This window comes from Modestobacter italicus, assembly GCF_019799965.1.
In the GTDB taxonomy this organism is placed as follows: Bacteria; Actinomycetota; Actinomycetes; order Mycobacteriales; family Geodermatophilaceae; genus Modestobacter; species Modestobacter italicus_A.
In genome coordinates this window covers 92,007-115,526 of the sequence record NZ_JABGCJ010000008.1, presented here as the reverse complement: position 1 = coordinate 115,526, position 23,520 = coordinate 92,007, and the positions used below count along the sequence as shown (strand labels likewise).

Here is a 23,520-nt window from a genome sequence, read left to right as displayed (position 1 = left end):
CGGCCCCCCCGGCGGTAGACCTCCTGCCGTGACCACCGCGGACGGCGCAGGTCCGGTGCTGGCCACCAAGCTCGCCGTCCCACCCGTGCCGGCCCGCCTGGTGGACCGCCCCCGGCTGACCCGGCTGCTGGACGCCGCCCGCGACCTGCCGGTGACTGCGGTGACCGCCGGCGCCGGCGAGGGCAAGACGACGCTGCTCGCCGCCTGGGCCCGCGCCCAGGCGACCGCGCCCGCCTGGGTCACCCTGGACGCCGGCGACGACGACCCGGGCCGGTTCTGGGCCCACGTCACCGCCGCGCTGGCCACCTGCGCGCCGGCCGCCACCGACCGGGCGCGCGCCGCGCTGGCGGTCCCCTCCGTCGACCCGCTGGCCGTCGCCGTCCCCGAGCTGCTCAACGGGCTGGCCGGGGGCCGGCGGGTGGTCCTGGTGCTGGACGACGTGCACGAGGTGACCGACCGCCAGGTGACCGAGGGCCTGGAGTTCCTCGTCGACCACCTGCCCCCCGCGCTGCACCTGGTGCTGGGCAGCCGTGCCGAGCCACCGGTCGGCCTGCCCCGGCTGCGGGCCCGCGGGCAGCTGGCCGAGGTGCGGGCGGCCGATCTCAGGTTCCGGGGCACGGAGGCGCGGGCGCTGCTCTCCGGGCTGGTGCACGGGGTGCCCCACCCCGCGACGACCGACCGGCTGCTCGCCCGCACCGAGGGATGGGCGGCCGGGCTGGTGCTCGGCGGGCTGGCGCTGCGCGCCCGCGCCGGTGGGCGGCCCGGCCCGCCCGGCCCGCCGGGCGAGCAGGCGGCGGTCGAGTACCTGACCGCGGAGGTGCTGGCGCAGCTGCCGGGCAGCGACCGGGACCTGCTGGCGTGCGCCGCGGCGCTCGACCGGGTCTCCGGCCCGCTGTGCGACGCGGTCCTGGAACGCACCCGGTCCGGTGCCGCGCTGGCCGCGCTGGAGCGGCGCGGCGTCCCGGTGACCGCGACCGGGAGCGGCTGGCACCGGGTGCACCCGGTGTTCGGCGCCGCTGTGCTGGGCGAGCTCGACCGCCCGGACCGGGTCTGCGACCTCCGGCGGCGGGCCGCCGACTGGCTCCTGGCCGGCGGCCTGGTCGAGGAGGCGGTGCGCGCCCGCATCGCGGCCGGTGACCTCCCCGGCGCCGCCGCCGCCCTCGTCGAGCACAGCGCCGCGTTCATCGAGTCCGGCCGGGTCGGCGTCCTCGCCGAGCTGGGTGCCCGGATCACCCCGCAGTCCGGGGTCGGCGTGCCGTTCCTGCTCACCCTGGCCTGGGCGGCCGGGGCGTCCGGCCGGCTCGACCGGGTGCCCGGGCTCCTCGACCGGGCCGAGCAGCGACTGCGGGAGGGCGCCGCGGACCCGGGCTTCCCCGGCTTCGCCTCCACCGCCGGGGCGGTGGCCGCGCTGCGCTCGGTCTACGGCAGCAGCGGGGACGGCCACCTCGCGCGGGAACAGGCCCGCCGAGCCGTCGCGGCCGAGGACGACGCGCGACTGCCGGGCTGGGTGGTGGCCCGGGTGGCCCTGGGCGGCGCGCTGCTCGCCGCGGGGGCGCCGGACGACGCCCTCCCGGTGCTCGAGCAGGCCTGGTCGGCGCCGGCACTCGCCGTGCTGCCCACCTTCTCCCGGCTGGAGGTGGCCGGCCTGCTCGCGTGGTGCCGGGTGCAGGCCCAGGACCCGGCCGGCGCAGACCGGCTGCTGCGGTCGACCGCCGACGACGCGGCCGCGCTGGAGTCGCAGCTCGGCGATGCCGCGGCGGCCGCGGTCGCGCTGCTGCACGCCTCCGCCGCGCTCCTCGCCGAGCAGGCAGGGGACCTGCGCACCGCCCGCCGTCGCTCGGCTCGGGCCGTGGAGCTGGTGGCCGTCTCGGCCCACCCGGCGGTGGCGGTGCTCGTGCTGCTCGCCGCCGCAGGGACCGCACTCGCCTGCGGGGAGGGACGGGCCGCCCTCGCCCTGCTGGACCGGGCCCGCGAATCCGCTGGTGAGGCCGCGGTGGACGCCGGCGGCCGGATCACCGAGCTGACCGCCCGAGCCGGCGGCCAGGTGGCGCGGCACAGCCGCGCCGTGCTGCTCGAGCCGCTCACCGACCGAGAGGTGTCGGTGCTGCGCGCGCTGTCCGGCCCGCTCAGCCGCCGGGAGATCGCCGGGGAGCTCCACCTGTCCCTGAACACCGTCAAGGGCTACACCGCCAGCCTCTACCGCAAGCTCGGCGTGGACTCCCGGGCCGAGGCGGTGGCCCGGGCGGCGGAGCTCGGGCTGGCCTGACCCACCCCGGGTGGTCCGGGCGGTGGGGTGGTGCGCGGCCACCCCACCGGGCGGGACGGTGCCGGCACCACCCCACCGAGGAGCCCACCGTGACCCACCCCGGCGTGACCGCCCCCCGACTCGACTGGCCCACCGGCGCCTGCTCACACGTCACCGACCTCGACGGGCCGGTGCACCACCTCGACCTCGGCGGCCCGCCCGGTGCCCCGGTCGTCCTGGCCGTGCACGGCCTCGGCGGCTCGGCGCTCAACTGGGGCCTGCTCGGCCCCCTGCTCACCGACAGCCACCGGGTGCTCGCCGTCGACCTGTTCGGGCACGGCCGCAGCGGGCTGTCCACCGGCCCGACCGGCCTCACCGCCGACCTGCGGATGCTCCGCCGCTTCCTGACCGAGGTGGTCGGCGCACCCGCCGTGCTGCTCGGCCACTCCATGGGCGGGGTGCTGGCGCTCCGGCACGCGGCCGACCACCCGGCGACCGTCGACCGGCTGGTGGTGCTCAGCCCGCCGGTCCCCGGCACCTCCGGCCGGACCGACCGGGGCCTGCTGGCCCGGCGGGCGTTCCTGCGGCTGCCCGGGGTGGCCGGCACGGTGCGGCGCCGGCTCGCCCGGCTGACCCCCGACCAGGCCGTCGACCAGCAGCTGCGCCAGGCCACCCCGCACCCCGACCGCATCGCGGCGGATGCTGTGGCCGCCGCGGTCGCCGAGACCCGGCTGCGGTCCGCCCGGCCGGACGCCGACCGGGCGCAGGCGGCGCAGTGGGCCGGGATCCTGGACACCATGGCGCTGCTCGGCCGGGCCGGCGCCTGGCGGGAGACGCTGGCCCGGATCACCGCCCCCACCCTCTGGCTGCAGGGCACCGATGACCCGCTGTCCGACCCTGCCGCCGCCCGGGCGCTGGCGGCCACCCGGCCGGACTGGCCGTTCCGGGTGCGGGAGGGCGCCGGGCACCTGCTCGCGCTGGAGGACCCGGCCTGGACGGCCCAGCAGGTCCGGCAGTGGCTGGCGGTGCGGCCGTGACCGCGACGGTGCGGCCGATGGCGCGCACCCGGCGGTCGCTGCTGCTCTTCGCCGTGCTCGCCGTGGCCCTCACCTGGGCGGTCTGGGTGCCCCGCGCACTCACCGACGAGGGCCTGCTGGACGCCGGCTGGGCGCGCACAGTCGGCTCGGTCTGGGCGTACGGGCCGGCGCTGGCCGCGGTCCTGGCCGCCGGGTGGGAGGGCCGCACCGCACTGACCGACCTGCGGCGGCGGCTGACCCGCTGGCGGGTGGGCTGGCGCTGGTGGGCGGTCGCACTCGCCGGTCCGGCTGCACTGGCAGCTGCGACCGCGGCCGTCTGCGTCGCCCTGGGCGGTCAGGCCGGCGACCTGCGGGCGCAGGCACTGGACGCCGCACCCGCCGGTGTCCTGGTGCTGTTCGCCGCCCTGGCCCTCACCGACGGGCTCGGCGAGGAGGCCGGCTGGCGCGGTCACGCGCTGCCCCGGCTGCTGGCCTGCACCGGACCCGTCCGCGCCGGCCTGCTGCTCGGAGTGCTCTGGGCGGTCTGGCACGCGCCGCTGCACTGGACCACCGGCGCGGCGCTGGAAGGCGCTCCCGGCTGGCTGCTGCTGGTCCAGCTCCCGGCCTGGTCGCTGGTGCACACCTGGCTGTTCCTGCGGAGCGGGGGCAGCGCGCTGACCGCGGTCGCGCTGCACGCCTCGGTCAACGTCTGGGGTCCCGCCCTGCCGGAGGACGGCACGAGCTGGCTGCCGACGCTGGTGTGGTCGGTCCTCCTGGTGGCCGTCGCGGCGGTGCTGGCCCGGCGGCTGGACGGGCACCCGGGGGTGCGGTGATCACGTCCGTGGCAGAGTGCCTCCGTTCGGTCAGCCACGCCGACGCGACACGACCTCCGGAGGCCTCCGCTGCTCCCCCTCTCCACCGACCGCCCCTGCCGGTGCACGGCCCGATGACCGTCACCGAGCTCGGCCGGGCGGACGGCGCGCACGGTGAGGTCGCCCTGCGCCGGCGCACCGCCGAGGACGGCGCCACCCACCTGGAGCTGGTCGTGGACGGCGTCTTCGCGATGGACGACGTCGACACCTCCACCGAGCAGGCGCTGGCCACCCAGGCACTGGCCCGCTGCCCCGGCGACGGGCTCCGGGTGCTGGTCGGCGGGCTGGGCCTGGGGTGGACCGCGGCCACCGCGCTGGCCGACCCCCGGGTGGCCGCGGTCGACGTCGCCGAGCTGCAGGGCCCGCTGGTGGAGTGGGCCGGCCGGGGGCTGCTGCCGGCGCTCCCCTCCGGCGACGAGCGGCTGACCCTGCACGTCACCGACGTGGCCGACCACCTCGCCGCCTCCGCCGGCCGCCACGACGCGGTGCTGCTCGACGTCGACAACGGCCCGGCGTTCCTGGTGCACGAGGCCAACGCCGGGCTGTACTCCGAGGCCGGGCTGGCCACCGCGGTGGCGGCGCTGCGCCCCGGCGGGGTGCTGGCCATCTGGTCCAGCGACCCCGCGCCCGAGCTGGCCGACCGGCTCACCGGCCTGCCCGACGTCGTCGACGTCGAGCACCTGGTGCTGCCGGTCGAACGCGACGGCCGCCGGTACGACTACGCGATCGTCCTCGCCCGCCGCACCGGGGCCCCAGCCTGATGGGCCGCAGTGGCCAGAGCGCCGAGCGCTCCCGGCTCCCGCTCTGGGTGGGCCCGACCGTCGCCGGCGTCCTCGCCGCGGCCGCCGCTCTCGTCCTGACCACCATCCGGCCGACCAGTGGCTGGCTGACCTCCCTGTGGCCCGGCGACCAGGATGCCGCCTCCACCGTGTTCCAGGTGGTGGTCACCTCGGTGGTCACGGTGACCACGCTGACCTTCAGCCTCACCGTGGTGGCGCTGCAGCTGGCCTCCCAGCAGTTCTCCCCGCGGCTGCTGCGCGAGGTCACCCGCGACCGGGTGACCAAGGGCGTGCTCTCCACGCTGACCGCGGCGTTCGTCTTCCCGATCGTGGCGATCCGGCAGCTGGACAGCAGCTCCCCGGTGCCGGCGGTCAGCGCGCTGGTCGCGCTGCTGCTGGGCATCGCCGCCTTCGCCGCCGGCCTGACCTTCATCGCGCACATGACCCGGCTGCTGCGGGTGGACACGCTGATGCTCAAGGTGCACGACGAGACCCGCATCGCGATCGAGACCTTCTACCCCGACTACGACGAGCCCCTCGACGACCCCGACCAACTGGGCCTCGACCAGTCCGCCGGGCAGCTGGTGCACGCGTCGGACAGCGGCTACGTGCGGACCGTGGACGTGGCACGCCTGGTCCGCAGCGCCCGCGAGCACGACGCGGTGGTGCGGATCGAGACCCGGCCGGGCGACCACGTCGTCCGGCGCACCCCGATCGCGACCGTCTGGCACGGGCAGGGTGGGGAGCTCCCCGGCGAGCTCGTGGCGGAGGTGCGCGGGTCCGTCGACCTGGGCTACGAACGCACCCTGGACCAGGACGCCGGCTTCGGCTTCCGCCAGCTGGAGGACATCGCGGTCAAGGCGGTCTCGCCGAGCATCAACGACCCGGTCACCGCGGCCACGGCGCTGGGGCACATGGGCGACCTGCTCAGCCGGGTGCTCGGCTCGCACCTGGGCCCCTCGGTGCACCGGGACGACGACGGCGTCGGCCGGGCCGTGGTCCCCGACCGGGACCTGCAGTACTACCTGGAGCTGTCCTGTGGGCAGCTGCGCCGCTTCGGCGGCAGCGAGCCGACGGTGCTGACCTCGATCCTGCAGATGCTGCGGGACGTCGCCGTCTCCTGCCGGGACGACGAGCAGCGCGCACAGATCGCGCGGGCCGCCGACAACGCGGTGGCCCAGCTGCCCGACCAGGCAGCCGAGGACGATGCCGCGGCGGTGCACGACATGCGCCGCCGGGTGCGGTGCGCGCTAAGCGGCGACCTGGTCGCCGCCTACGCCGACCGGGCCGGGGAGACCCGCTCGATCTGAGCGGTCAGCCGTCCTGGCGCGGCGTCGTCGGGTAGGCCGACCCGCCCCGCAGCCGGGCGCGGGCCGCGGTCACCAGCGGCACCAGGACGACGCCGTCCCGGGCCATCCGCGCCCGCAGCTGGCGCCGGTGGCGGACCACCCCGACCAGCCCGATCGCCCAGAACACGTACTGCACCGCGAACGCCGCCCGGAACGCGTCCAGCGAGTAGTCGGTGGAGCTGCCCGGGGTGAGCGCGTCGAGCACGAAGCCGATGGCCAGCACGGTGCACAGCGAGGCGACGAAGCCGCCGACGTTGACCACGCCGGTGGCGCTGCCGGACCGCTCGACCGGGTTCTCGGTGCGCGCGTAGTCGAACCCGATCATCGACCCGGGGCCGTTGGTGCCCAGCACCAGCACCAGCACGACGAGCAGCCACAGCGGCGCCCGGCCCGGCCACAGCAGCACCACCGTCCAGATGACGGCGGTGACGGCGAGGATGCCGAACACCAGGTTGGACCGGCGCAGCGGCCACCGGCCCACCAGCCGGCCCAGCAGCGGCCCGAACGCCATCCCGACCAGCACCAGCAGGGTGAGCAGCGCGGCCGCCGTCCCGGCGGACAGGCCCTGGCCGACGGTCAGGAACGGATAGCCCCACAGCAGCGCGAAGACGGTGCCGGAGAACTGGGTGACCAGGTGGGTGTAGAGGCCTATCCGGGTGCCCGGCTCCCGCCAGGCGGCGGCCAGGTTCTGCCGCACCGCGTCCATCCCGGCGACCGTCGGCGCCGGCGTGCCGGGCGGGGAGTCGCGCAGCGCGACCAGCACCAGCACGCCCACCAGCACGCCGACCGCGGCCGCACCGAGGAACGTCGGCGTCCAGCCGGCCGAGTGCAGCAGCGCGACCAGCGGGTAGGCGGCCACGATCTGCCCGACCTGGCCGAGGATCCCGGTCAGCTGGGTCACCACCGGCACGGCGCGGCCGGGGAACCACAGCGGCACCAGCCGCAGCACGCTGATGAAGGTCATCGCGTCACCGGCGCCGACCAGCACCCGGGCGGCGATCGCGGTGGGCACGCTGTCGGCCAGCGCCAGCACCAACTGGCCGACCGCCATGGTCACCGCGCCGGCGACGATCATCCGGCGGGAGCCGAACCGGTCCAGCGCCACCCCGACCGGCACCTGCAGCCCGGCGTACACCGCCAGCTGCAGCACCAGGAACAGCGAGATCGCCGACGCCCCGGCGGAGAACCGCTCCTGCGCCTCCACCCCGGCCACGCCGAGGGAGGCGCGGTGGAAGATGGCCACGGCGTAGGCGACCAGGCCGATCAGCCAGATCACGTAGGCGCGGGACGGCGTCCGGATCGCTGGTTCGGTCACGTACAGGGACGACGCCCGCCGTCGGTCAGCTCTTCCCCGATCCCCGGTGAGATCCCTCACCGCCGCGTGTCCCCGCCCGACGCGCCGGGCGAACGCCCGTCCGTCCCAGCCATGTTGGCCAACATGGCCGCGTCCGTCCCGGCCGTGTCGGCCACCATGGCCGCGGGGGTCAGCCCGCGAGCACGGCCCAGCCGTGCGGCTCCAGCAGGACGGCGTCGCGGCGCACCGTCGCCTGCCCGGCCAGCACCTCGCCCGCCCCGGCCGCCGGCACGGTCGCCTCGGTGTCAGCGAGGTTCAGCGCCACCACCAGCCGCTGCCCCTCCCCCGACACCGCGTAGCTGAACTGCCGGTTGTCCCGGTGCAGCGGGGCGGTGCGGGCGGTGTGCAGCCAGCGGTGCCGGCGGCGCAGCCCGATCAGCTCCTGGTGCAGCCGGCGGGTGGGCTCGCCGAAGGGGGCCAGCTCGGCCGGTGAGTCGGGGAACGGGGGCCGGACGGCGTCGTCCCCGCCGGCCCGGTCCTCCTTCACCCCGGTGAACGCCTGCTCGTCGCCGGCGTAGACCGAGGGGGTGCCGCCGACGGTGAACAGCACGGCCAGCGCGTGCGGCAGGTGCCGGGCGTCGTCCAGCCGGCTGGCGATCCGGGTGACGTCGTGGTTGCCGACGAAGGTCAGCGGCACGAACGTGTCCAGGAAGCCGTCGTGCCGGCCGAGGGCGTGGGCCAGCTCGTGCAGGTTGCCGTCGTTGAGCGAGCTCCAGATGGCCTTCCACAGCTCGTACTGGGTGACCGCGTCCATCGTCGACTCCCGCACCACCTGCGCGTAGTCGCCGTGGATGACCTCACCGACCAGGTAGGCGTCGGGGTGCCGCTCGCGCACCCGGGGCAGCACGGTCGCCCAGAACGACGTCGGGACGGCGTAGGCGGCGTCGAGCCGCCAGCCGTCGGCGCCGCGGTCCAGCCAGTGGGTCATCACCTCGGTCACCCAGTCGGCGACCACGGGCGCGGAGTGGTCCAGCGCGACCAGCTGGCCGTGGCCCTCGAAGGTGTCGTACTCCGGGACGACGCCGGGCTCCCAGCCATCGGGCCAGCGCAGCCGGAACCAGGCCGCCGAGGGCGCGTCGGGCCCGCGGTCGACGACCGCCTGGAACGCCGGGTGCTCGCGGCCGACGTGGTTGAACACCCCGTCGAGCAGCACCCGCAGACCTCGGTCGTGGGCGGCGGCCACCAGCTCGTCGAAGTCGGCGTCGTCACCGAGCCGCGGGTCGATCCGGCCGTGGTCGACGGTGTCGTAGCCGTGCGTGCTCGAGGCGAACACCGGGCCAAGGGCCAGGCCGTTGGCGCCCAGCTCGACCGCGTAGTCCAGCCAGGCGGTGAGCCGGTCCAGCCGGTGCGTGACGACGTCGGTCGCCTCCCGTTCGGCACCCACGAAGCCCAGCGGGTAGACGTGCCACCACACCGCGTCCTGCACCCAGTCCGGCATCCCGCTCCCTCGCGATCGACAGCCCCCGACGACGGCGACGCTACCCACCGGCCGCTGGACGGGAGCCGCGCCCCGGGCATGGTGCAGTCCGCAACTATCGTCGGTCGGCGTGACCTCGCCTCTCGCTCCCCCGGCCCGGCCCGCGCTCGTGCCGGTGCTGCTCTTCCTGGCCATGCTGGTCGCGGTCATCAGCAGCCTGGGCGCACCGCTGATCCCGGCGATCGCGGAGGCCAACGACGTCCCGGTCAGCAGCGCCCAGTGGTCGCTGACCGTGACCCTGCTCGTCGGTGCGGTGGCGACCCCGGTGATCGGCCGGCTCGGTGACGGGCGGCACCGGCGGACCGTCGTCCTCGTCGTCCTGGCCGTGGTGCTGGCCGGCAACGTGCTGGCCGCCCTGCCGCTGGGGCTGGGCTGGCTGGTCGCCGGCCGGGCGCTGCAGGGGCTGGGCCTCGGGCTGACCCCGCTGGCCATCGCCACCGCCCGCACCGCGCTGACCGGCGAGCGCTCCCGCTCGACCGTGGCGGCGCTGTCGGTCACCGTCGCGGCCGGGGTCGGCCTGGGCTACCCGCTCACCGGCGCGATCGCCGAGCTCGGCGGGGTGCACGCCGCCTTCTGGTTCGGCGCCGGAGCCAGCGCACTGGCCCTGGCCGCCGCCGCGGTGGTCTACCCGCCGTCGCCCGAGGTGGCGCCCCGCCGGCTGGACGTCGCCGGCGCCGTCCTGCTGGGCACCGCCCTGGCCACCGGTCTGCTCGCCCTGGGTGAGGGCGAGACGTGGGGCTGGACCTCCCCCGGCGTGCTGGGGCTGTTCGCCGTCGCCCTGGTGAGCCTCGTCGCCTGGGCGGTCTGGCAGCTGCGCGCCGCGGCGCCGCTGGTCGACCTGCGGCTGGCCCGCGGCCGCGACGCCGCCACCGCGCACGGCGCCGCCCTGCTGGTCGGCCTGGCCAACTACCTGCTGCTCTCCTCGGTGCCCCGGCTGGCCCAGGAGCCGGCGTCGACCGGCTACGGGTTCGGCACCTCGATCGTGGTCGCCGGCCTGGTGCTGCTGCCGTTCTCGCTGGCCAGCTTCACCGCCAGCCGGGTCGCCCGCCGGCTCGACCGGTACGGCGGGCCGCGGCTGGTGCTGCCGGTCGGCGCGGCGGTGCTGGGGGCTGGCGAGCTGCTGTTCGCGTTCGTCCGGGACGACCTGTGGCAGCTGTTCGCCGCGATGGCGGTGGCCGGCTTCGGCGTCGGCACGGTGTTCGCGGCGCTGCCCGGGCTGATCGTCGCCGCCGTCCCTGCCGGGGAGACCGGCAGCGCGATGAGCCTGAACCAGGTGCTCCGCTACATCGGCTTCGCCCTCGGCAGCGCGCTCAGCGCCACCGTGCTGGAGGCGGTGACCCCGGCCGGCGCGGCGTTCCCACCCAGCAGCGGGTACACCGCCATCGGCCTGACCGGCGCCGCCGCCTGCCTGGCCCTCGGGCTGCTCACCGCCCTCCTGCCGACCCGGATCCCACGCAGCGCCGAGTGAGCAGTTCCGGTCGCCGGCGCGCGCGGACACGCCGCGCCGGGCGACCGGGACTGCGCACTCGACCTCAGGCCGGCTGCAGCTCAGCGGGCTCGGCCGGACGCTCCGCCTTGCCCGCGCGCTTGGCCGCGCGGCGTTCGCGACGGGTCTCCAGCGCGGTGTAGAGCACCGGGACCAGCAGCAGGGTGAGCACCGTCGAGCTGATCAGCCCGCCGATCACCACCAGGGCCAGCGGCTGGGAGATGAACACCCCGCCACCGGTCAGCCCGAACGCCATCGGGGTCAGCGCCAGCACCGTGGCCGCGGCCGTCATCACGATCGGCCGCAGTCGCTTGCGGGCGCCCTCGCTGACCGCCTCGGCCAGCGGCAGCCCCTGCTGCCGGTACTGGTTGACCAGGTCGATCAGCACGATCGCGTTGGTCACCACGATGCCGATGAGCATCAGCACGCCGATCAGCGCGGGCACGCCCAGCGGGGTGCCGGTGACCAGCAGCATCAGCAGCGCACCGGTCGCGGCGAACGGCACCGAGACCAGCAGGATGAACGGCTGGGCCAGGCTGCGGAAGGTCGCCACCATCACCAGGTAGACGATCACGATGGCGATCACCAACGCCAGCCCCAGGTCGGCGAAGGCCTCGCTCTGGTCAGCGGCGACGCCGCCGATGGAGACCTCGGCGCCGGCCGGCAGGTCCAGCTCGTCGATCGCCGACTGCAGCGCGGTGGTCAGCGAACCGAGGTCGGCGTCGGCCGGGGTCGCCGACACGGTCGCACTGCGCTCGCCGTCGACCCGGCTGATCGAGCTGGGCGCCTGCACCTCCGCCACGGTGGCCAGCGAGGTCAGCGGCACCGGCCCGCCGGCCGTCGGCAGGACGACCGCGCGCAGCTGCTCCACGGTCTCCGGGGCCTGCACCGGGTCGAGGTACACCGGGGTGCTCGCGTCGTCGACGTCGATCTCCCCGAGCGGGACGGCGTTGGTGAGCCCGGCGAGGGTCTGGGTAACCTGCGCCGCGGTCAGCCCGGCCTGCGCCGCCGCGACCGGGTCGACGTCCACCTGCACGACCGGCAGCCCGGCCGACAGGTCGTTGGTGACGTCGGTCGCCCCGGGCACCTCGGACACCGCCTGCTGCACCTGGTCGGCGGCCTCGGCCAGCACGTCGGCGTCGGCGGCCTGCACGAGGACGTCGACCGTCGAGCTGCCGAACCCGGAGCCGGCGGCGGCCACGGTGACCTCGCCGACGTCCTCGAGCTCCTGCGCGACGTCCCGGATCTCCTCGCGGGTCGCCTCGGGGTCGCCGTCCTCGGTCAAGGTCAGCGCGAAGGTGGCCGTGGGCGTGCCACCGCCGCCGTTGAAGGCGGCGAACCCGCCGGCCGAGCCCACCGTGGTCTGCACCGTCTCCACCCCGGCGAGCTCACCGAGCGCGCTCTCCAGCACCCGGGCCCGCTCGTCCTGGGCGGCCAGGCTGGTGCCGGCCGGGTAGGCGGCGGTGACGGTGACGGTGTCCTCGCCGGCGTCGCCGATGAAGTTGGTCTGCAGCAGCGGGGTGAGCGCCAGGGTGCCGACGAAGACGGCCAGCGCACCGGCGACGGTCCAGCGACGGTGCGCCAGCACGCCGCGCAGCGCCGGTACGTACAGCCGCTGCAACCAGGTGCGCCGCTCGGCCGCCTCGGCTGCCTCCCGCTCGCGGGCCACCTCCGCGGTGTCCTCCCGGTCGGTCTCCGGTGCCTTCAGGAACCCCGAGGCGATGACCGGGACGATGGTCAGCGAGACGACCAGCGAGGCGAGCAGGGCGATGGCGACGGTGAGCGCGAAGGGCCGGAACAGCTCACCGACCAGGCCGCCGACCAGCGCGATCGGCAGGAAGACCGCCGCGGTGGCGATGGTGGAGGAGGTGATCGCCCCGGCCACCTCACGGACACCGCCGAGGATGGCCTTGGTGCGCGCCTCGCCGTAGGACAGGTGCCGCTTGATGTTCTCGATGACCACGATGGAGTCGTCGACCACCCGGCCGATCGAGACGGTCAGCGCGCCCAGGGTGAGGATGTTCAGCGAGAAGCCGGCCACCTGCAGGCCGATGAAGGTGACGCACAGCGACACCGGGATCGACACCGCGGAGATCAGCGTGGACCGCACCGAGGCCAGGAACACCAGGATCACGACCAGGGCGAACAGCAGCCCGAGCCCACCCTCGGTGGCCAGGCCCTCGATCGACTCCTCGATGAACGGCGCCTGGTCGAACACCACGGCCACCGTGCTGCCCTCACCCAGCAGCTCCCGCACCTGCGGCAGCAGCTCCTCGACTGCGTGCGAGATGTCGACGGTGTTGCCGTCGGGGGTCTGGGTGAGCCCGACCGAGAGCGCCGGCTGGCCGTCGACCCGCGAGTAGGACGTCGCCGGCGCCTCACCCAGCTCCACCGTGGCGACGTCGCCCAGTGCGACGACCGCGCCACCGGCGCCGCTCAACGGGAGCGCGCGGAGCTCCTCCACCGAGGTCAGCCGGTCCCCGGCCTGCACCGGGAGGGACTGCTCGCCCTCGGTCACCGTGCCGGCCGGCAGCACCACGCCGTTCTCCTCCAGCACGGTGGAGACCGCGGCCGGCGAGACCCCGGCGGCGGCGAGAGCGGCCTGGTCGAGCGTGATCTGCACCCGGGGCTCGCTGGCTCCGGTGACCGTCACGTCACGGACGCCCTCGACCTGCTCGAACAACGGGACGACGGATGCCTCGATCCGGTCGGAGAGCGCGGCGGTGCCCCCCGGCGCTGCGGTGCCCCCCGGCGCTGCGGTGTCCCCCGGCGCTGCGATGGCCAGCTGGACGACCGGGAGGTCGGCCAGTGACCCGGCGAGCACCTGCGGCTCGACGTCGGCCGGGAGCTGGGCCTGCACCCGGCTGACCGCGGTCTGCAGCGCGGCGGTGGCCCGGTCGATGTCCGAGCCGTACTCCAGCTCGACGGTGACCGTCGCGAGCCCCGTGCTGGCCGTGGAGGTGGTGGCGACCACGCCGTCCACCGTGCCGATCGCCTGTTCCAGTGGCTGTACGACCTGGCGCTCCACCACGTCGGGCGAGGCGCCGGGCTGGGCGGCGACCACGGCGGCTGCGGGGATCTGCAGGCTCGGGATGAGCTCCTGCTTCAGCGACCCCGCCGAGATGAGGCCGAACACGAGCACGGCGATGGTCGCCAGCGCGACCAGGGCTCGGTTGCGCAGGGACAGGACGGCGAGACGGGACACGCTTCCTCCACGGCCCGGGAGCCGGTCGGGGGGATAGTTTGCGTGGAGCAAACTACCGTCTGGGGTCGAGAGTTCCCCGGAGGAGGCAGCATGTCGACGCACCCCGACGGCGAGGTGGGCCCCCACGCAACGCCCGGGCGAACGACCGACGACGGACCGGTGGACGCCGACGCCGTCCCCGCGGCCGGCTGCGCCGTGCCGGAGGAGTGGCCGGCGCACTGGCGCGAGCTGCCCGCCGACGTCCAGGCCGTGCTGCGGTTGGGCGCGGAGGTGGGCGACCACGGCATGCGGCGGCGGCTGGAGCCGCTGCTGGACACCCCGCTCACCCTGCAGCAACTGCGCTGCCTGACGTTCCTGGTCGTCGAGGGCTCGGCGACGCCACTGCTGCTCAGCGAGCTGCTCGGGGTCAGCCCGGCGACCACCACCGGCCTGGTCGACCGGCTGGTGCGGGCCGGCATGGTCGACCGGTCACCGGACACCCGGGACGGCCGCGGCAAGGTCCTCTCCCCCACCCGGGACGGCGTCCGGGTGGTGCGGCGGTTGATGGCCGCCGACGTCGAGACCGACGCCACGGTGCTGCAGGCACTGGACCCCGACGAGCTCGACGCGCTCCGCCGCGGACTGACCGGCCTGCTCCGGGTGCTGCGCGCCCAGGGCTGAGCGCCCGCGATCAGGCTCAGCCCAGCAGCGCGGCCATCTCCGGCAGGTCGAAGAACTGCGCGGTGGCCCGCGCGCTGGGTTGCCCGGCGTCCGGGTCGGCTCCGGCGGCGACCAGCGCCTGCACCGTCTCGGCGGACTGCTTGAAGACGGCGGCGGCCAGCGGGGTCTGCCCCCGGTCGTTGATCCGGCCGTGGTCGGCCCCGCGCTCCAGCAGGGCGCGCACCGTCTCCGGGTGGCCGTGGTAGGCGGCCAGGATCAGCAGGGTGTCGCCCTTGTGGTTGGTCAGGTTCGCCGGCACCCCGGCGTCCAGGTACTCCACGAGCTCGGCGGTCGCCCCGCCGCGGGCCAGGTCGAACACCCGCGCGGCCAGGTCGAGGACGCCCTGCTCGATGGGCTCGGCCGGTCCCTGCTGCTGCTGCTCGCTCACGAGGTCGAGGGTAGGTCGGCCGGCGGCGGGCGGCGCCCGGCAGTGCCCCGGACGGGTGGAGCTCAGCCGGCGGCGACCCGGTCGGTGAGGGCGAGCACGTGCCGCCAGGCGTCCTGGCAGGCCTCCGCCCACTCGCCGTACGCCCGGTCGAAGAACGAGTGCGGTGCGCCCTCGTAGACCACGTCGTCCACGTCCGCGCCGGCGGCCCGCATCGTGGCGGCCAGCTGGAGCTGCTCCTCCACCGGGGTGGCGGTGTCCGCACCGGCGATGATCATCACGACCGGCTTGCGGGCCCCGGAAGCTGCGTCCCCGACCAGGCTCGGCCGACCGTAGAAGCCGACGGTGCCGGCCAGGTCCAGCGGCCCGGCCGACTGGCGCCAGGCGTGGCTGCCGCCGAAGCAGAAGCCGACGGTGACCACCGGCAGGTCCGGCCGGGTGCGGCTGCGCAGGTACTCGATCGCGGCGGTGGTGTCGGTGTCGACGCCGGCCGGCGTGGTCTGCGGGATGTGCGTCTGCCAGTCGAAGTCCTCCGCGCGGGTGCCGGTCTCGGCGATCCCCGCCGTCCGGCCGAACCAGTCGATGGCCACCGCCGGCAGGCCGGCCTCGGCGAACCGCTCGGCCAGCGCCACGTAGTAGGGGTGCAGCCCGCGGATGTCCGGCAGCAGGACGACGCCGGCCCGCGGCTCGGCGGCCGGCGCGGCGTAGGCGGCGGACAGCCGGTTGCCGTCGGCGGCGGTGAGCGTGAGGGTGCCGCGCTCGGTGACGTCGCCGGAGCGCGGCGGGGCGGGCGGGCGGCTGTCGTGGTCGTGGCACATGGCCACGTGTCTACCGCCGCTGTCCGCCCCGCGCAGCGGCGGGGCTCAGCCGCGGTCGGCTCCTCGGCCGCCGGTGCCGTCGTCATCGCCGCCACCGCCGTCGCCGTTGCCGCCGTCGGCCGCGGCGTCCGGTGCCCCCGGGTCGCCGCCGAAGACGGCGGCGGCGACGTCCCGGCGCACCTCGGTGAGCCAGTCGTGCTGACGGTTGGCCTGCTGGATCAGCCCGTCGAGCAGCGCGGCGTCGATCCGGCTGTCCACGGTCGCGGCGATCCGCAGTGTCTCGAAGCCGCTGCGCTTGCCGCGCACGGCCGAGGCCAGGAACTCGAACTCCACCAGGTCGCTGAGCGGCGACCGGCTGAGCAGGTGGCCGTTGAACTTGAGCCGGCTGGCCTTCTCGGCCAGCCACACCCCGGCCTGCTTGTACTGCCGCACCGCGATGCCGAGCGTGCGCATCTGCCCGTCCAGCGCGGACTTCTCCTCGCGCAGCTCCTCGAGCAGCTGCCGCAGCCCCGCCTCGTGCGGGCCGCCGCGGTGCACCCCGATCATCCGGCTGACCAGCTCGATGCCGCCGGTGGAGGACGCCAGGTGGTCGTTGAGGTAGACGGCCAGCAGCTCGGGATGAGCAACGGAACCGGTCGGTGCCGGGGTGTCGGACACGGGGATCTCCTCGCAGACGGGGCCGGGAACGGCCCGTCCATCATGTCGGTTGTCCCCCGCACCGGCATGCGGGCGGTCCGGATCTCAGCTCCGGTTGCGGCGGTTCCAGCTGGTCCAGGAGGTGTCCCTCACCCGCGGGTCGGCGACCCGGGCGTCCCGGTTGCCCTCCCGGACCTCCCGCCAGATCTCGGAGTGGTGGACGACCCGCGAGCCACGCCGCCGGACGGCGCGGTCCATGACCCAGCCCGCGACGAGCAGGCCGGCCAGCAGGAGCACGATCGCCGCCCAGAAGATCCCCATGCCGCATCGTGGCCGCCCGCTCGTCCTCCGCGCCAGTTCCGTCCGCATCTCATCTGTGAGATATCCTGCCCGGCGATGACGCTCACCGAGGAAGCCACCGGCCAGTCCCTCCGCCAGATCGGCGGCCTGGTGCGCGACGCGCGCCGGCACCACGGCCTCACCCAGGCCCAGCTCGCCGAACGGCTCGGCACCAGCCAGAGCGCAGTCGCGCGCATCGAGCAGGGCAACCAGAACCTGACCCTGGAGCTGCTCGGCCGGCTGTCCGCCGCGCTGGAGAGCGAGCTCATCACCGTCGGCCGCACCGGCCCCACCCACCTGCGGGTCAGCGGCGGCACCCCGCTGTCGGGCAGCGTCACGGTCAAGTCGTCGAAGAACGCCGCCGTCGCGCTGCTGTGCGCCTCGCTGCTCAACCGCGGCCGGACGACGCTGCGCAACGTCTCCCGGATCGTGGAGGTCGACCGGATCCTCGACGTCCTGACCTCCATCGGCGTCTCGGCCACCTGGGACGACGCCGGCCGGGACCTCACCCTGCTGGTCCCCGACCAGCTGGACCTGACCGCGATCAACGCCGACGCCGCCCGGCGCACCCGCAGCATCATCATGTTCCTGGGCCCGCTGCTGCACCGGGCGGACACCTTCGAGCTGCCCTACGCCGGCGGCTGCAACCTGGGCACCCGCACCGTGCAGCCCCACATGATCGCGCTGCGCCCCTTCGGCCTGGACGTCGAGGCGCACGCCGGCGAGTACCACGCCAGCGTCACCCGCGTCGACGGCCGGGACCTCACCATCGTGCTGACCGAGCGCGGCGACACCGTCACCGAGAACGCCCTGCTGGCCGCGGCCCGGCACGACGGCACCACGACGATCCGCAACGCCAGCCCGAACTACATGGTCCAGGACCTCTGCCTGTACCTGGAGAAGCTCGGCGTCCAGATCGCCGGCTTCGGGACGACGACGCTGGTGGTCACCGGCCGGCCGGTGCTCGACGCCGACGTCGACTACACGATCAGCGAGGACCCGGTCGAGGCGATGAGCCTGCTCACCGCGGGCATCGTCACCAGCTCCGAGCTCACCGTGCGGCGCGCGCCGATCGAGTTCCTGGAGATCGAGCTGGCCACCCTCACCGAGATGGGCCTGCGCTACGAGCTGTCACCGGAGTACCCGGCCGACAACGGCCGCACCCGGCTGGTCGACATCACCATCCACCCCTCCCAGCTGCGGGCGCCGATCGACAAGGTGCACCCGATGCCGTTCCCGGGGCTGAACATCGACAACCTGCCGTTCTTCGCGGTGATCGCGGCGACCGCGACCGGCGAGACGGTGATCCACGACTGGGTCTACGACAACCGGGCGATCCACCTGTCCGACCTCACCCGGTTGGGCGCCGACGTCCGGCTGCTGGACCCGCACCGCGTCCTGGTGTCCGGGCCGACCCGGTGGTCGGGCGCGGAGATCGTCTGCCCGCCCGCGCTGCGCCCGGCGGTCTGCATCCTGCTGGCGATGCTCGCGGCCAAGGGCTCCTCGGTGCTGCGCAACGTCGACATCATCGCCCGCGGCTACGAGCAGCTCTACGAGCGCCTGGTGGAGATGGGCGCCCAGATCGAGGTCTTCACCGACTGACGACCCCCTCCCCGGCCATGTTGGCGAACATGGCCGGGGAGGACCCGCCCCTCACCCGGCCATGTTGGCCAACATGGCCGGCAGGGCGGGCGGGTCAGCGGGCGAGCGCGGCGCGCACGCGGGCGACGACGGCGTCGAGGTCCCGTAGGTCGACGGCGCTGAGCCGGAGCACGCGCCACCCCGCCGCCTCGAGCCGGGCGATGCGCGCGTCGTCCCGGACAATCTGCGTGCCGTCGAAGTGGTGGGCACCCTCGTACTCGACCGCGAGCCGGTGCTCCGGGAAGGCCAGGTCGACCCGGGCCAGGAAGCTGCCGCGGTCCCGGACCTCGTACTGCGGCACGGGCGCGAGCCCGGCCAGCACGAACGCGACCCGCACCCGGGACTCCGGGGCGGACTCGGCCCGCGGGTCCACCAACCCGGCTGCCCGCCTGACCCGGACGACGCCCTTGCGCCCGGCCCCTTCGGCCGCCACCGCCTGCAGCGCGCTCAGGACCAGGGCGCCGCTGCGGACCATGGCGTCGAGGGCGGCGACGGCGGTGCCCAGCGGCTCCCAGGCGACGACGTCCCACGCCGTCCGCACCGCGGAGGTCACCGGGACGTCGTCGTGCCACTCGACGTCCGCCGGTGACAGGTCGGCCTGATGGACGCGGACGTCGCGCGGCCCCTGCCACAGGACGCCCCGCGGCCGGACGACCGAGACCGGCTCGTGCGGCCTGGCGAAGGGTGCCCCGTGCCAGGCGGCCGCAGAGTGCCCGGCCACTGCTGCGCCTGGGGGCAGGAGCAGGGCGACGCCGGCGCAGCGCAGTCGGTGGTCGAACTCCAGTCCCGGGTCGGCGTAGACGCCGTGCACGAGCCGCCGATAGCTGCGCTCACGCAACTGGCGCCGGGTGAGCAGACCCGCCGCGACGGCATGACTCCCGACGAACACCCCTGGCAGCAATCGACCGGACACGGGACGGAGCCTGGCCGAACCGGCCAGCAGCCCGCTCCCGCCGTCCACAGGCACCGGCCATGTTGGCCAACATGGCCGGAAAGAGGCCCACCAGAGGCGGCCATGTTGGCGAACACGGCAGGAAAGGGGGCGCTAGCTGCGGAGGAGGAGGGCGACGCCGACGCAGGCGAGGGCCCAGAGGCCGCTGGCGAGGGTGCCGATGATGAAGCGCTCCGAGGCGACCGGCGCCTTGAGCTCGTTGAACCGGCCCAGGCCCTTCACGGCGATCAGGACGGCGAGCCCCTCCGGGAACCCGGCCAGCACGGTGGCGGCGATCGCGGTGCGTTCCAGCACGCCGATCCAGGTGCCGCCCCGCAGCACCTCGGGGTCGGAGGCGCCCTGCCGGGAGGGACCCCGGTCGGGGTCGGCCGCGCGCAGCACCGCGGTGGCGATCGGCCCGCCGCCGAGGGCCGCGGCGCCGACCGCGAGCACCGCGCCGGTGGTCTCCACCCAGTCCCCCACCCGGCCGGTGGCCAGTGCGAGGACCGCGGCAGCCCCGAGCACCGCCACCAGGAAAACCGCCCCGACCCCGCCCCGACGGGTGTCGCTGTGCGGGGTGAGCGCCGCGCCGACGGTCACGAGGGCGGCCAGCAGGCCGAGCGTCGCGACGCTCATGCCCGGACCGGAGCCAGGGCCGGGGACAGGCCATCACGAGGCTCGTCCCAGGACCAGGACGCGCCCCCTGCCGGGACCACGGCGGGGCTCATGCCAGGACCCGGGCGAGCAGCCGGGCCGCGGTCGGGCGCAGGTCCCGCTCGACCTCCCACAGCCCGGCCGCCAGCCGCTGGCCCACCGCCTGCCGGGTCACCCCCAGCTCCGCGGCCGCCTCGGCCTGGGTGCGGCCGGCCTCCACCAGTTCGATCGCCTCCCACGCCTGGTCGCTGCGCCGCTCGACCAGCACCGCCAGCGCGGTGAGGACCGCCTGCGCGTCGGCCGCCGACTCGGCCGCGCCGCCGCGCACGGCCACCCGCACGGGGCGGCGCTTGGCGGCCTCGACGGCTCCGCGGGCGGCGACGAAGGCCGCACCGGACCCGGCACGGGTGCTCCGCGGCAACGGCCTGTGCACCGGCCCGGCACCCACGCCCACGCTCCACCCACCGTCCCGGACCAGCCGGCGGACCACCTCGACCACGACGGCCGGGTCGTCGACGACCCCCTGGAACTCGTCACCGGCGGTGCGCTCGAAGGGCAGCACCACGGGCATGCCGGCCAGGGTGCGCAGCGCAGCGGGCACGCGATCGGGGCCCCGGCGACTGCCGCGTTGGTCGACGGTCAGCACGAAGGGCACCGAGCAAGTGCAGCACCTTGCATGGCAAAGAGCAAGGTCTGGGGCTTGGCGTGTCGTCAGGAGGTGGCCAGCTCCGGCGGGAAGCCCCCGGTGGCGACCGGGCCCCAGCGCTCGATCGTGACCCGCAGCAGCGACTTGCCCTGCCGCTGCATCGCGGCGCGGTACTCCGCCCAGTCGGGGTGCTCCCCGCTGATCGACCGGAAGTAGTCGACCAGCGGGTCCAGCGCTGCCGGCAGGTCGAGCACCTCGGCCTGGCCGTCTACCTGCACCCACGGCCCGTCGAAGTCGTCGGAGAGGACGCAGAGGGACACCTGCGGGTCCCGGCGGGCGTTGACCACCTTGGCCCGTTGCGGATAGGTGGAGATGACGATGCGGCCCTGCTCGTCCACCCCGCAGGTGACCGGCGACAGCTGCGGGCTGCCGTCGCCCCGCCGCGTCTGCAGCAGGGCCTTGTGGCGGGGGCGGACGAACTCGATCAGCTGGTCGCGGTCGACCCGGTCAGCGGTGGCGGTCTTCGGCATGCCCTGAACCTACGACGAGGGGACGACGAACTCCCCCGGTAAACCGTGACACACCCGACGCCCTCCCCCACCGCTGCCGGTCGGTGCGCAGGCCCCCGGTGTGTTGGGATCGACCCATGTCCGACGAACGCCCGGCCGAGACCGCCGACGCTCCTGCCGACGAGGGCTCCGGCGCGAGCACCGCCGTGGTCGGTGGCCCCGATCCGAGCACCGACGTCACGCACGCGCCGGTACCCGGCCCCGAGCGCGCCCAGCGGCTGCAGAGCGCGACCCGGCGGGTGGCGATCGCCTCGGCCGAGCTGATCCTGATCGTCATCGCCCTGATCATCATCGGGCGGGTCCTCGGCATCCTGTGGGTGGTGCTGCTGCCGGTGGTGCTCGGCCTGCTGTTCACCACGGTGCTCTGGCCGATCACCCGCTTCCTGCGGCACCACTCCTGGCCACCGGCGCTGGCCGCGCTCGTCGTGCTGCTGCTCTTCCTGGGGGCATTCGGCGGGGTCATCGCGGTCATCGCACCGCAGGTGATCGGGCAGGTCGAGGAGGTGGCCGACGGGGTCACCCAGGGGCTGGAGCAGGTCCAGGAGTACCTGTCGGGCCCGCCGTTCAACATCGACGACGAGCAGATCGGCAGCGCCGTCGACTCGGTCATCGACTCGATCCAGAACAACGCCCAGAACATCGCCGGCTACGCGGTGACCACGGCCACCACCATCGGCAACCTGCTGATCAACCTCGTGCTGGCGCTGGTGCTCACCTTCTTCTTCCTCAAGGACGGGCCGAAGTGGGTGCCGTGGCTGGCGGCGCAGACCGGCCCGCAGGCCGCACCGCACGTCGCCTCCCTGTCCCAGAAGACCTGGCGCACCCTCTCGGAGTTCATCCGCCAGCAGGCCATCGTCGGGTTCGTGGACGCCTTCTTCATCGGCGTGGGGCTGCTGGTCCTGGGCGTGCCGCTGGTGCTGCCGCTGGCGGTGCTCACCTTCTTCGGCGCCTTCATCCCGATCATCGGCGCCTTCGTGGCCGGTGGTTTCGCCGTCCTGATCGCCCTGGTGGACAGCGGCCTGACCACGGCGCTGATCGTGCTCGGCCTGATCATCGTGGTGCAGCAGATCGAGGGGAACGTGCTGCAGCCGATCCTGCAGGGTCGTGGGCTCAACTTGCACGCCGCCGTCGTCATCCTCGCGGTGACCGCCGGCGCGAACCTCTTCGGCATCATCGGGGCGTTCCTGGCCGTGCCGGTCGCCGCGCTGATCGCGGTCGCCTACCGCTACGGCCGGGACGTGCTCGACGGCAACCACCCCGAGGTGGACGACGACGGGACGCGACGGCAACTGGCCCCGGACGGCGAGGGCACCCAGCTGGTGCGCGAGCCGGCCGGGGAGCAGCGCGCCGACTGATCTCCCCCGACCGGGGGACGATGGGAATGCGCCGGCCTCCTGCAAGGCTGGAGTCCACGTAGCCCGTTCGTCATCAGGAGGACACCCCGTGCCGCAGCGACCGGAGGACCTGGTCGAGCTGCTCCCCGCAGCCGACCAGCTGCTGGCCCGAGAGGCCGCGGTCGGCTCACCCGAGGAGCGCCGCGGCCTGGTGCTCGTGCACGACCTGGCCGGGGAGTTCGACGCCGCGCACGCCGGCGCCCTCACCGGTGCGCACCTGCTGGACACGCTGCCGGCACAGCTGGTCGCCCGTTTCGACGCCGACGCGCTGGTCGACTACCGCGGCCACCGGCCGCGGATGGTCTTCTCCGGCGACCGGTACGAGTCGATCAGCTCCCCGGAGATCACGCTGCACGTGCTCGAGGACGACGCCGGGACGCCGTTCCTGCTGCTGCACGGCGCCGAGCCCGACCACGCCTGGGAACGGTTCGTGGCCGCAGTGCTCCAGCTGGTCGAGCGGCTCGGCGTCACCACGGTGATCGCGCTGCACGCCATCGGCATGCCGGTGCCGCACACCCGGCCGGTGACGGTCACCGCGCACGCCACCCGGCGACAGCTGATCGAGTCCTACCCCGTCTACTGGGGCGAGATGCGCATCCCCGGCAGCGTCGGCGCCCTGCTGGAGCTGCGGCTGGGCGAGGCCGGGGTCGACGCGCTCGGCGTGGCCGCCCACGTGCCGCACTACCTGGCGCAGGCCACCTACCCGGCCGCCTCGCTGACCCTGCTCGAGCACCTGGAGCGGCTGACCGGGCTGCACGTGCCCACCGAGACCCTGCGGGAGGCCGCCGAGGCCCACCGCACCGAGGTCGACGAGCAGATCGCCCGCAGCAGCGAGAACACCGCCGTCGTCGCCCGACTGGAGGAGCAGTTCGACTCGTTCACCGCTTCCCGCGACGACACCGGGCTGCTCGGCTTCGGCGGGCAGATGCCCAGCGGTGAGGAGCTCGGCGCGCAGATCGAGCAGTTCCTGGCCGAGCAGGACGGCGACCGCCCCACCGACTGAGGGGGGGGACGGCCTGCCCCGG

General features: G+C 75.2%; 21 protein-coding genes. 10 read left to right on the top strand and 11 right to left on the bottom strand.

Annotation, left to right across the window (positions count from 1 at the left end; translation table 11 throughout):
* The first annotated feature begins 28 nt into the window (after positions 1-28).
* The 5 genes from HLA93_RS21840 (at position 29) to HLA93_RS18400 (ending at position 6,222) form a co-directional block, all read left to right on the top strand.
* A complete protein-coding gene (locus tag HLA93_RS21840; protein WP_222195893.1) occupies positions 29-2,266 on the top strand; it encodes a LuxR family transcriptional regulator in 2,238 nt (745 codons plus the stop codon).
* 89 nt (positions 2,267-2,355) lie between these two features.
* On the top strand, positions 2,356-3,282 hold the full coding sequence (locus tag HLA93_RS18415) for an alpha/beta fold hydrolase (RefSeq protein WP_222195892.1): 927 nt from the start codon (positions 2,356-2,358) through the stop codon (positions 3,280-3,282).
* A complete protein-coding gene (locus HLA93_RS18410; protein ID WP_222195891.1) occupies positions 3,279-4,094 on the top strand; it encodes a CPBP family intramembrane glutamic endopeptidase in 816 nt (271 codons plus the stop codon). Before HLA93_RS18415 ends, HLA93_RS18410 begins: the two co-directional genes overlap by 4 nt.
* 113 nt (positions 4,095-4,207) lie before the next feature.
* Positions 4,208-4,894, top strand: coding sequence for a spermidine synthase (locus HLA93_RS18405; protein WP_222195890.1), 687 nt, complete (start codon positions 4,208-4,210; stop codon positions 4,892-4,894).
* Positions 4,894-6,222 carry a DUF2254 domain-containing protein gene (locus HLA93_RS18400; RefSeq protein ID WP_222195889.1) on the top strand — a complete coding sequence of 443 codons (1,329 nt, stop codon included), beginning with the start codon at positions 4,894-4,896 and terminating at the stop codon, positions 6,220-6,222. Before HLA93_RS18405 ends, HLA93_RS18400 begins: the two co-directional genes overlap by 1 nt.
* Before the next feature lie 4 nt (positions 6,223-6,226).
* On the opposite strand, the gene HLA93_RS18395 is transcribed toward HLA93_RS18400, so the two are convergent.
* Entirely contained in the window at positions 6,227-7,576 is a 1,350-nt protein-coding gene (locus HLA93_RS18395; RefSeq protein ID WP_222195888.1) for an MFS transporter, read from the bottom strand.
* 169 nt (positions 7,577-7,745) lie between these two features.
* On the bottom strand, positions 7,746-9,053 hold the full coding sequence (locus tag HLA93_RS18390; protein ID WP_222195887.1) for an alpha-amylase family glycosyl hydrolase: 1,308 nt from the start codon (positions 9,051-9,053) through the stop codon (positions 7,746-7,748).
* Positions 9,054-9,162: 109 nt separating this feature from the next.
* On the opposite strand from HLA93_RS18390, the gene HLA93_RS18385 reads away from it, so the two are divergent.
* A complete protein-coding gene (locus HLA93_RS18385) occupies positions 9,163-10,560 on the top strand; it encodes an MFS transporter (protein ID WP_308128234.1) in 1,398 nt (465 codons plus the stop codon).
* Between the two features lie 64 nt (positions 10,561-10,624).
* On the opposite strand, the gene HLA93_RS18380 is transcribed toward HLA93_RS18385, so the two are convergent.
* Positions 10,625-13,783, bottom strand: a complete 3,159-nt coding sequence (locus tag HLA93_RS18380) for an efflux RND transporter permease subunit (protein ID WP_222195886.1) — start codon at positions 13,781-13,783, stop codon at positions 10,625-10,627.
* A gap of 90 nt (positions 13,784-13,873) precedes the next feature.
* Between HLA93_RS18380 and HLA93_RS18375 the strand changes: the two genes are divergently transcribed.
* Complete coding sequence (locus HLA93_RS18375; protein WP_222195885.1) at positions 13,874-14,443, top strand: MarR family winged helix-turn-helix transcriptional regulator; 570 nt, start codon at positions 13,874-13,876, stop codon at positions 14,441-14,443.
* A 16-nt stretch (positions 14,444-14,459) separates the two neighbouring features.
* Here the strand turns inward: HLA93_RS18375 and HLA93_RS18370 are convergent, their stop codons facing one another.
* From HLA93_RS18370 to HLA93_RS18355, 4 genes are all read right to left on the bottom strand, one after another.
* Positions 14,460-14,870, bottom strand: a complete 411-nt coding sequence (locus HLA93_RS18370; RefSeq protein ID WP_222195884.1) for an ankyrin repeat domain-containing protein — start codon at positions 14,868-14,870, stop codon at positions 14,460-14,462.
* A gap of 62 nt (positions 14,871-14,932) precedes the next feature.
* Positions 14,933-15,685, bottom strand: coding sequence for a dienelactone hydrolase family protein (locus HLA93_RS18365; protein ID WP_222195883.1), 753 nt, complete (start codon positions 15,683-15,685; stop codon positions 14,933-14,935).
* Between the two features lie 45 nt (positions 15,686-15,730).
* Positions 15,731-16,342, bottom strand: coding sequence for a hypothetical protein (locus HLA93_RS18360; RefSeq protein ID WP_308128233.1), 612 nt, complete (start codon positions 16,340-16,342; stop codon positions 15,731-15,733).
* A gap of 84 nt (positions 16,343-16,426) precedes the next feature.
* Positions 16,427-16,642 (bottom strand): hypothetical protein, encoded by a 216-nt coding sequence (locus HLA93_RS18355; protein WP_222195882.1) that lies wholly within the window; start codon positions 16,640-16,642, stop codon positions 16,427-16,429.
* 75 nt (positions 16,643-16,717) lie between these two features.
* Here HLA93_RS18355 and HLA93_RS18350 point away from each other — a divergent pair, with 75 nt between their 5' ends.
* Positions 16,718-18,262: a helix-turn-helix domain-containing protein gene (locus HLA93_RS18350; protein WP_222195881.1), complete on the top strand. Its 1,545-nt coding sequence runs from the start codon at positions 16,718-16,720 to the stop codon at positions 18,260-18,262.
* A 94-nt stretch (positions 18,263-18,356) separates the two neighbouring features.
* On the opposite strand, the gene HLA93_RS22120 is transcribed toward HLA93_RS18350, so the two are convergent.
* The 4 genes from HLA93_RS22120 to HLA93_RS18330 all read right to left on the bottom strand — a co-directional run bounded on the left by HLA93_RS22120 (position 18,357) and on the right by HLA93_RS18330 (position 21,062).
* Positions 18,357-19,214, bottom strand: a complete 858-nt coding sequence (locus tag HLA93_RS22120) for an endonuclease domain-containing protein (RefSeq protein WP_222195880.1) — start codon at positions 19,212-19,214, stop codon at positions 18,357-18,359.
* A 132-nt stretch (positions 19,215-19,346) separates the two neighbouring features.
* Positions 19,347-19,868 carry a hypothetical protein gene (locus HLA93_RS18340; RefSeq protein WP_222195879.1) on the bottom strand — a complete coding sequence of 174 codons (522 nt, stop codon included), beginning with the start codon at positions 19,866-19,868 and terminating at the stop codon, positions 19,347-19,349.
* An 88-nt stretch (positions 19,869-19,956) separates the two neighbouring features.
* Entirely contained in the window at positions 19,957-20,541 is a 585-nt protein-coding gene (locus HLA93_RS18335; RefSeq protein ID WP_222195878.1) for a hypothetical protein, read from the bottom strand.
* Positions 20,542-20,597: 56 nt separating this feature from the next.
* A complete protein-coding gene (locus HLA93_RS18330) occupies positions 20,598-21,062 on the bottom strand; it encodes a PPOX class F420-dependent oxidoreductase (protein ID WP_222195877.1) in 465 nt (154 codons plus the stop codon).
* A 116-nt stretch (positions 21,063-21,178) separates the two neighbouring features.
* On the opposite strand from HLA93_RS18330, the gene HLA93_RS18325 reads away from it, so the two are divergent.
* A complete protein-coding gene (locus HLA93_RS18325; protein ID WP_222195876.1) occupies positions 21,179-22,456 on the top strand; it encodes an AI-2E family transporter in 1,278 nt (425 codons plus the stop codon).
* Between the two features lie 88 nt (positions 22,457-22,544).
* Complete coding sequence (locus tag HLA93_RS18320; protein ID WP_222195875.1) at positions 22,545-23,498, top strand: proteasome assembly chaperone family protein; 954 nt, start codon at positions 22,545-22,547, stop codon at positions 23,496-23,498.
* Positions 23,499-23,520 lie beyond the last annotated feature (22 nt).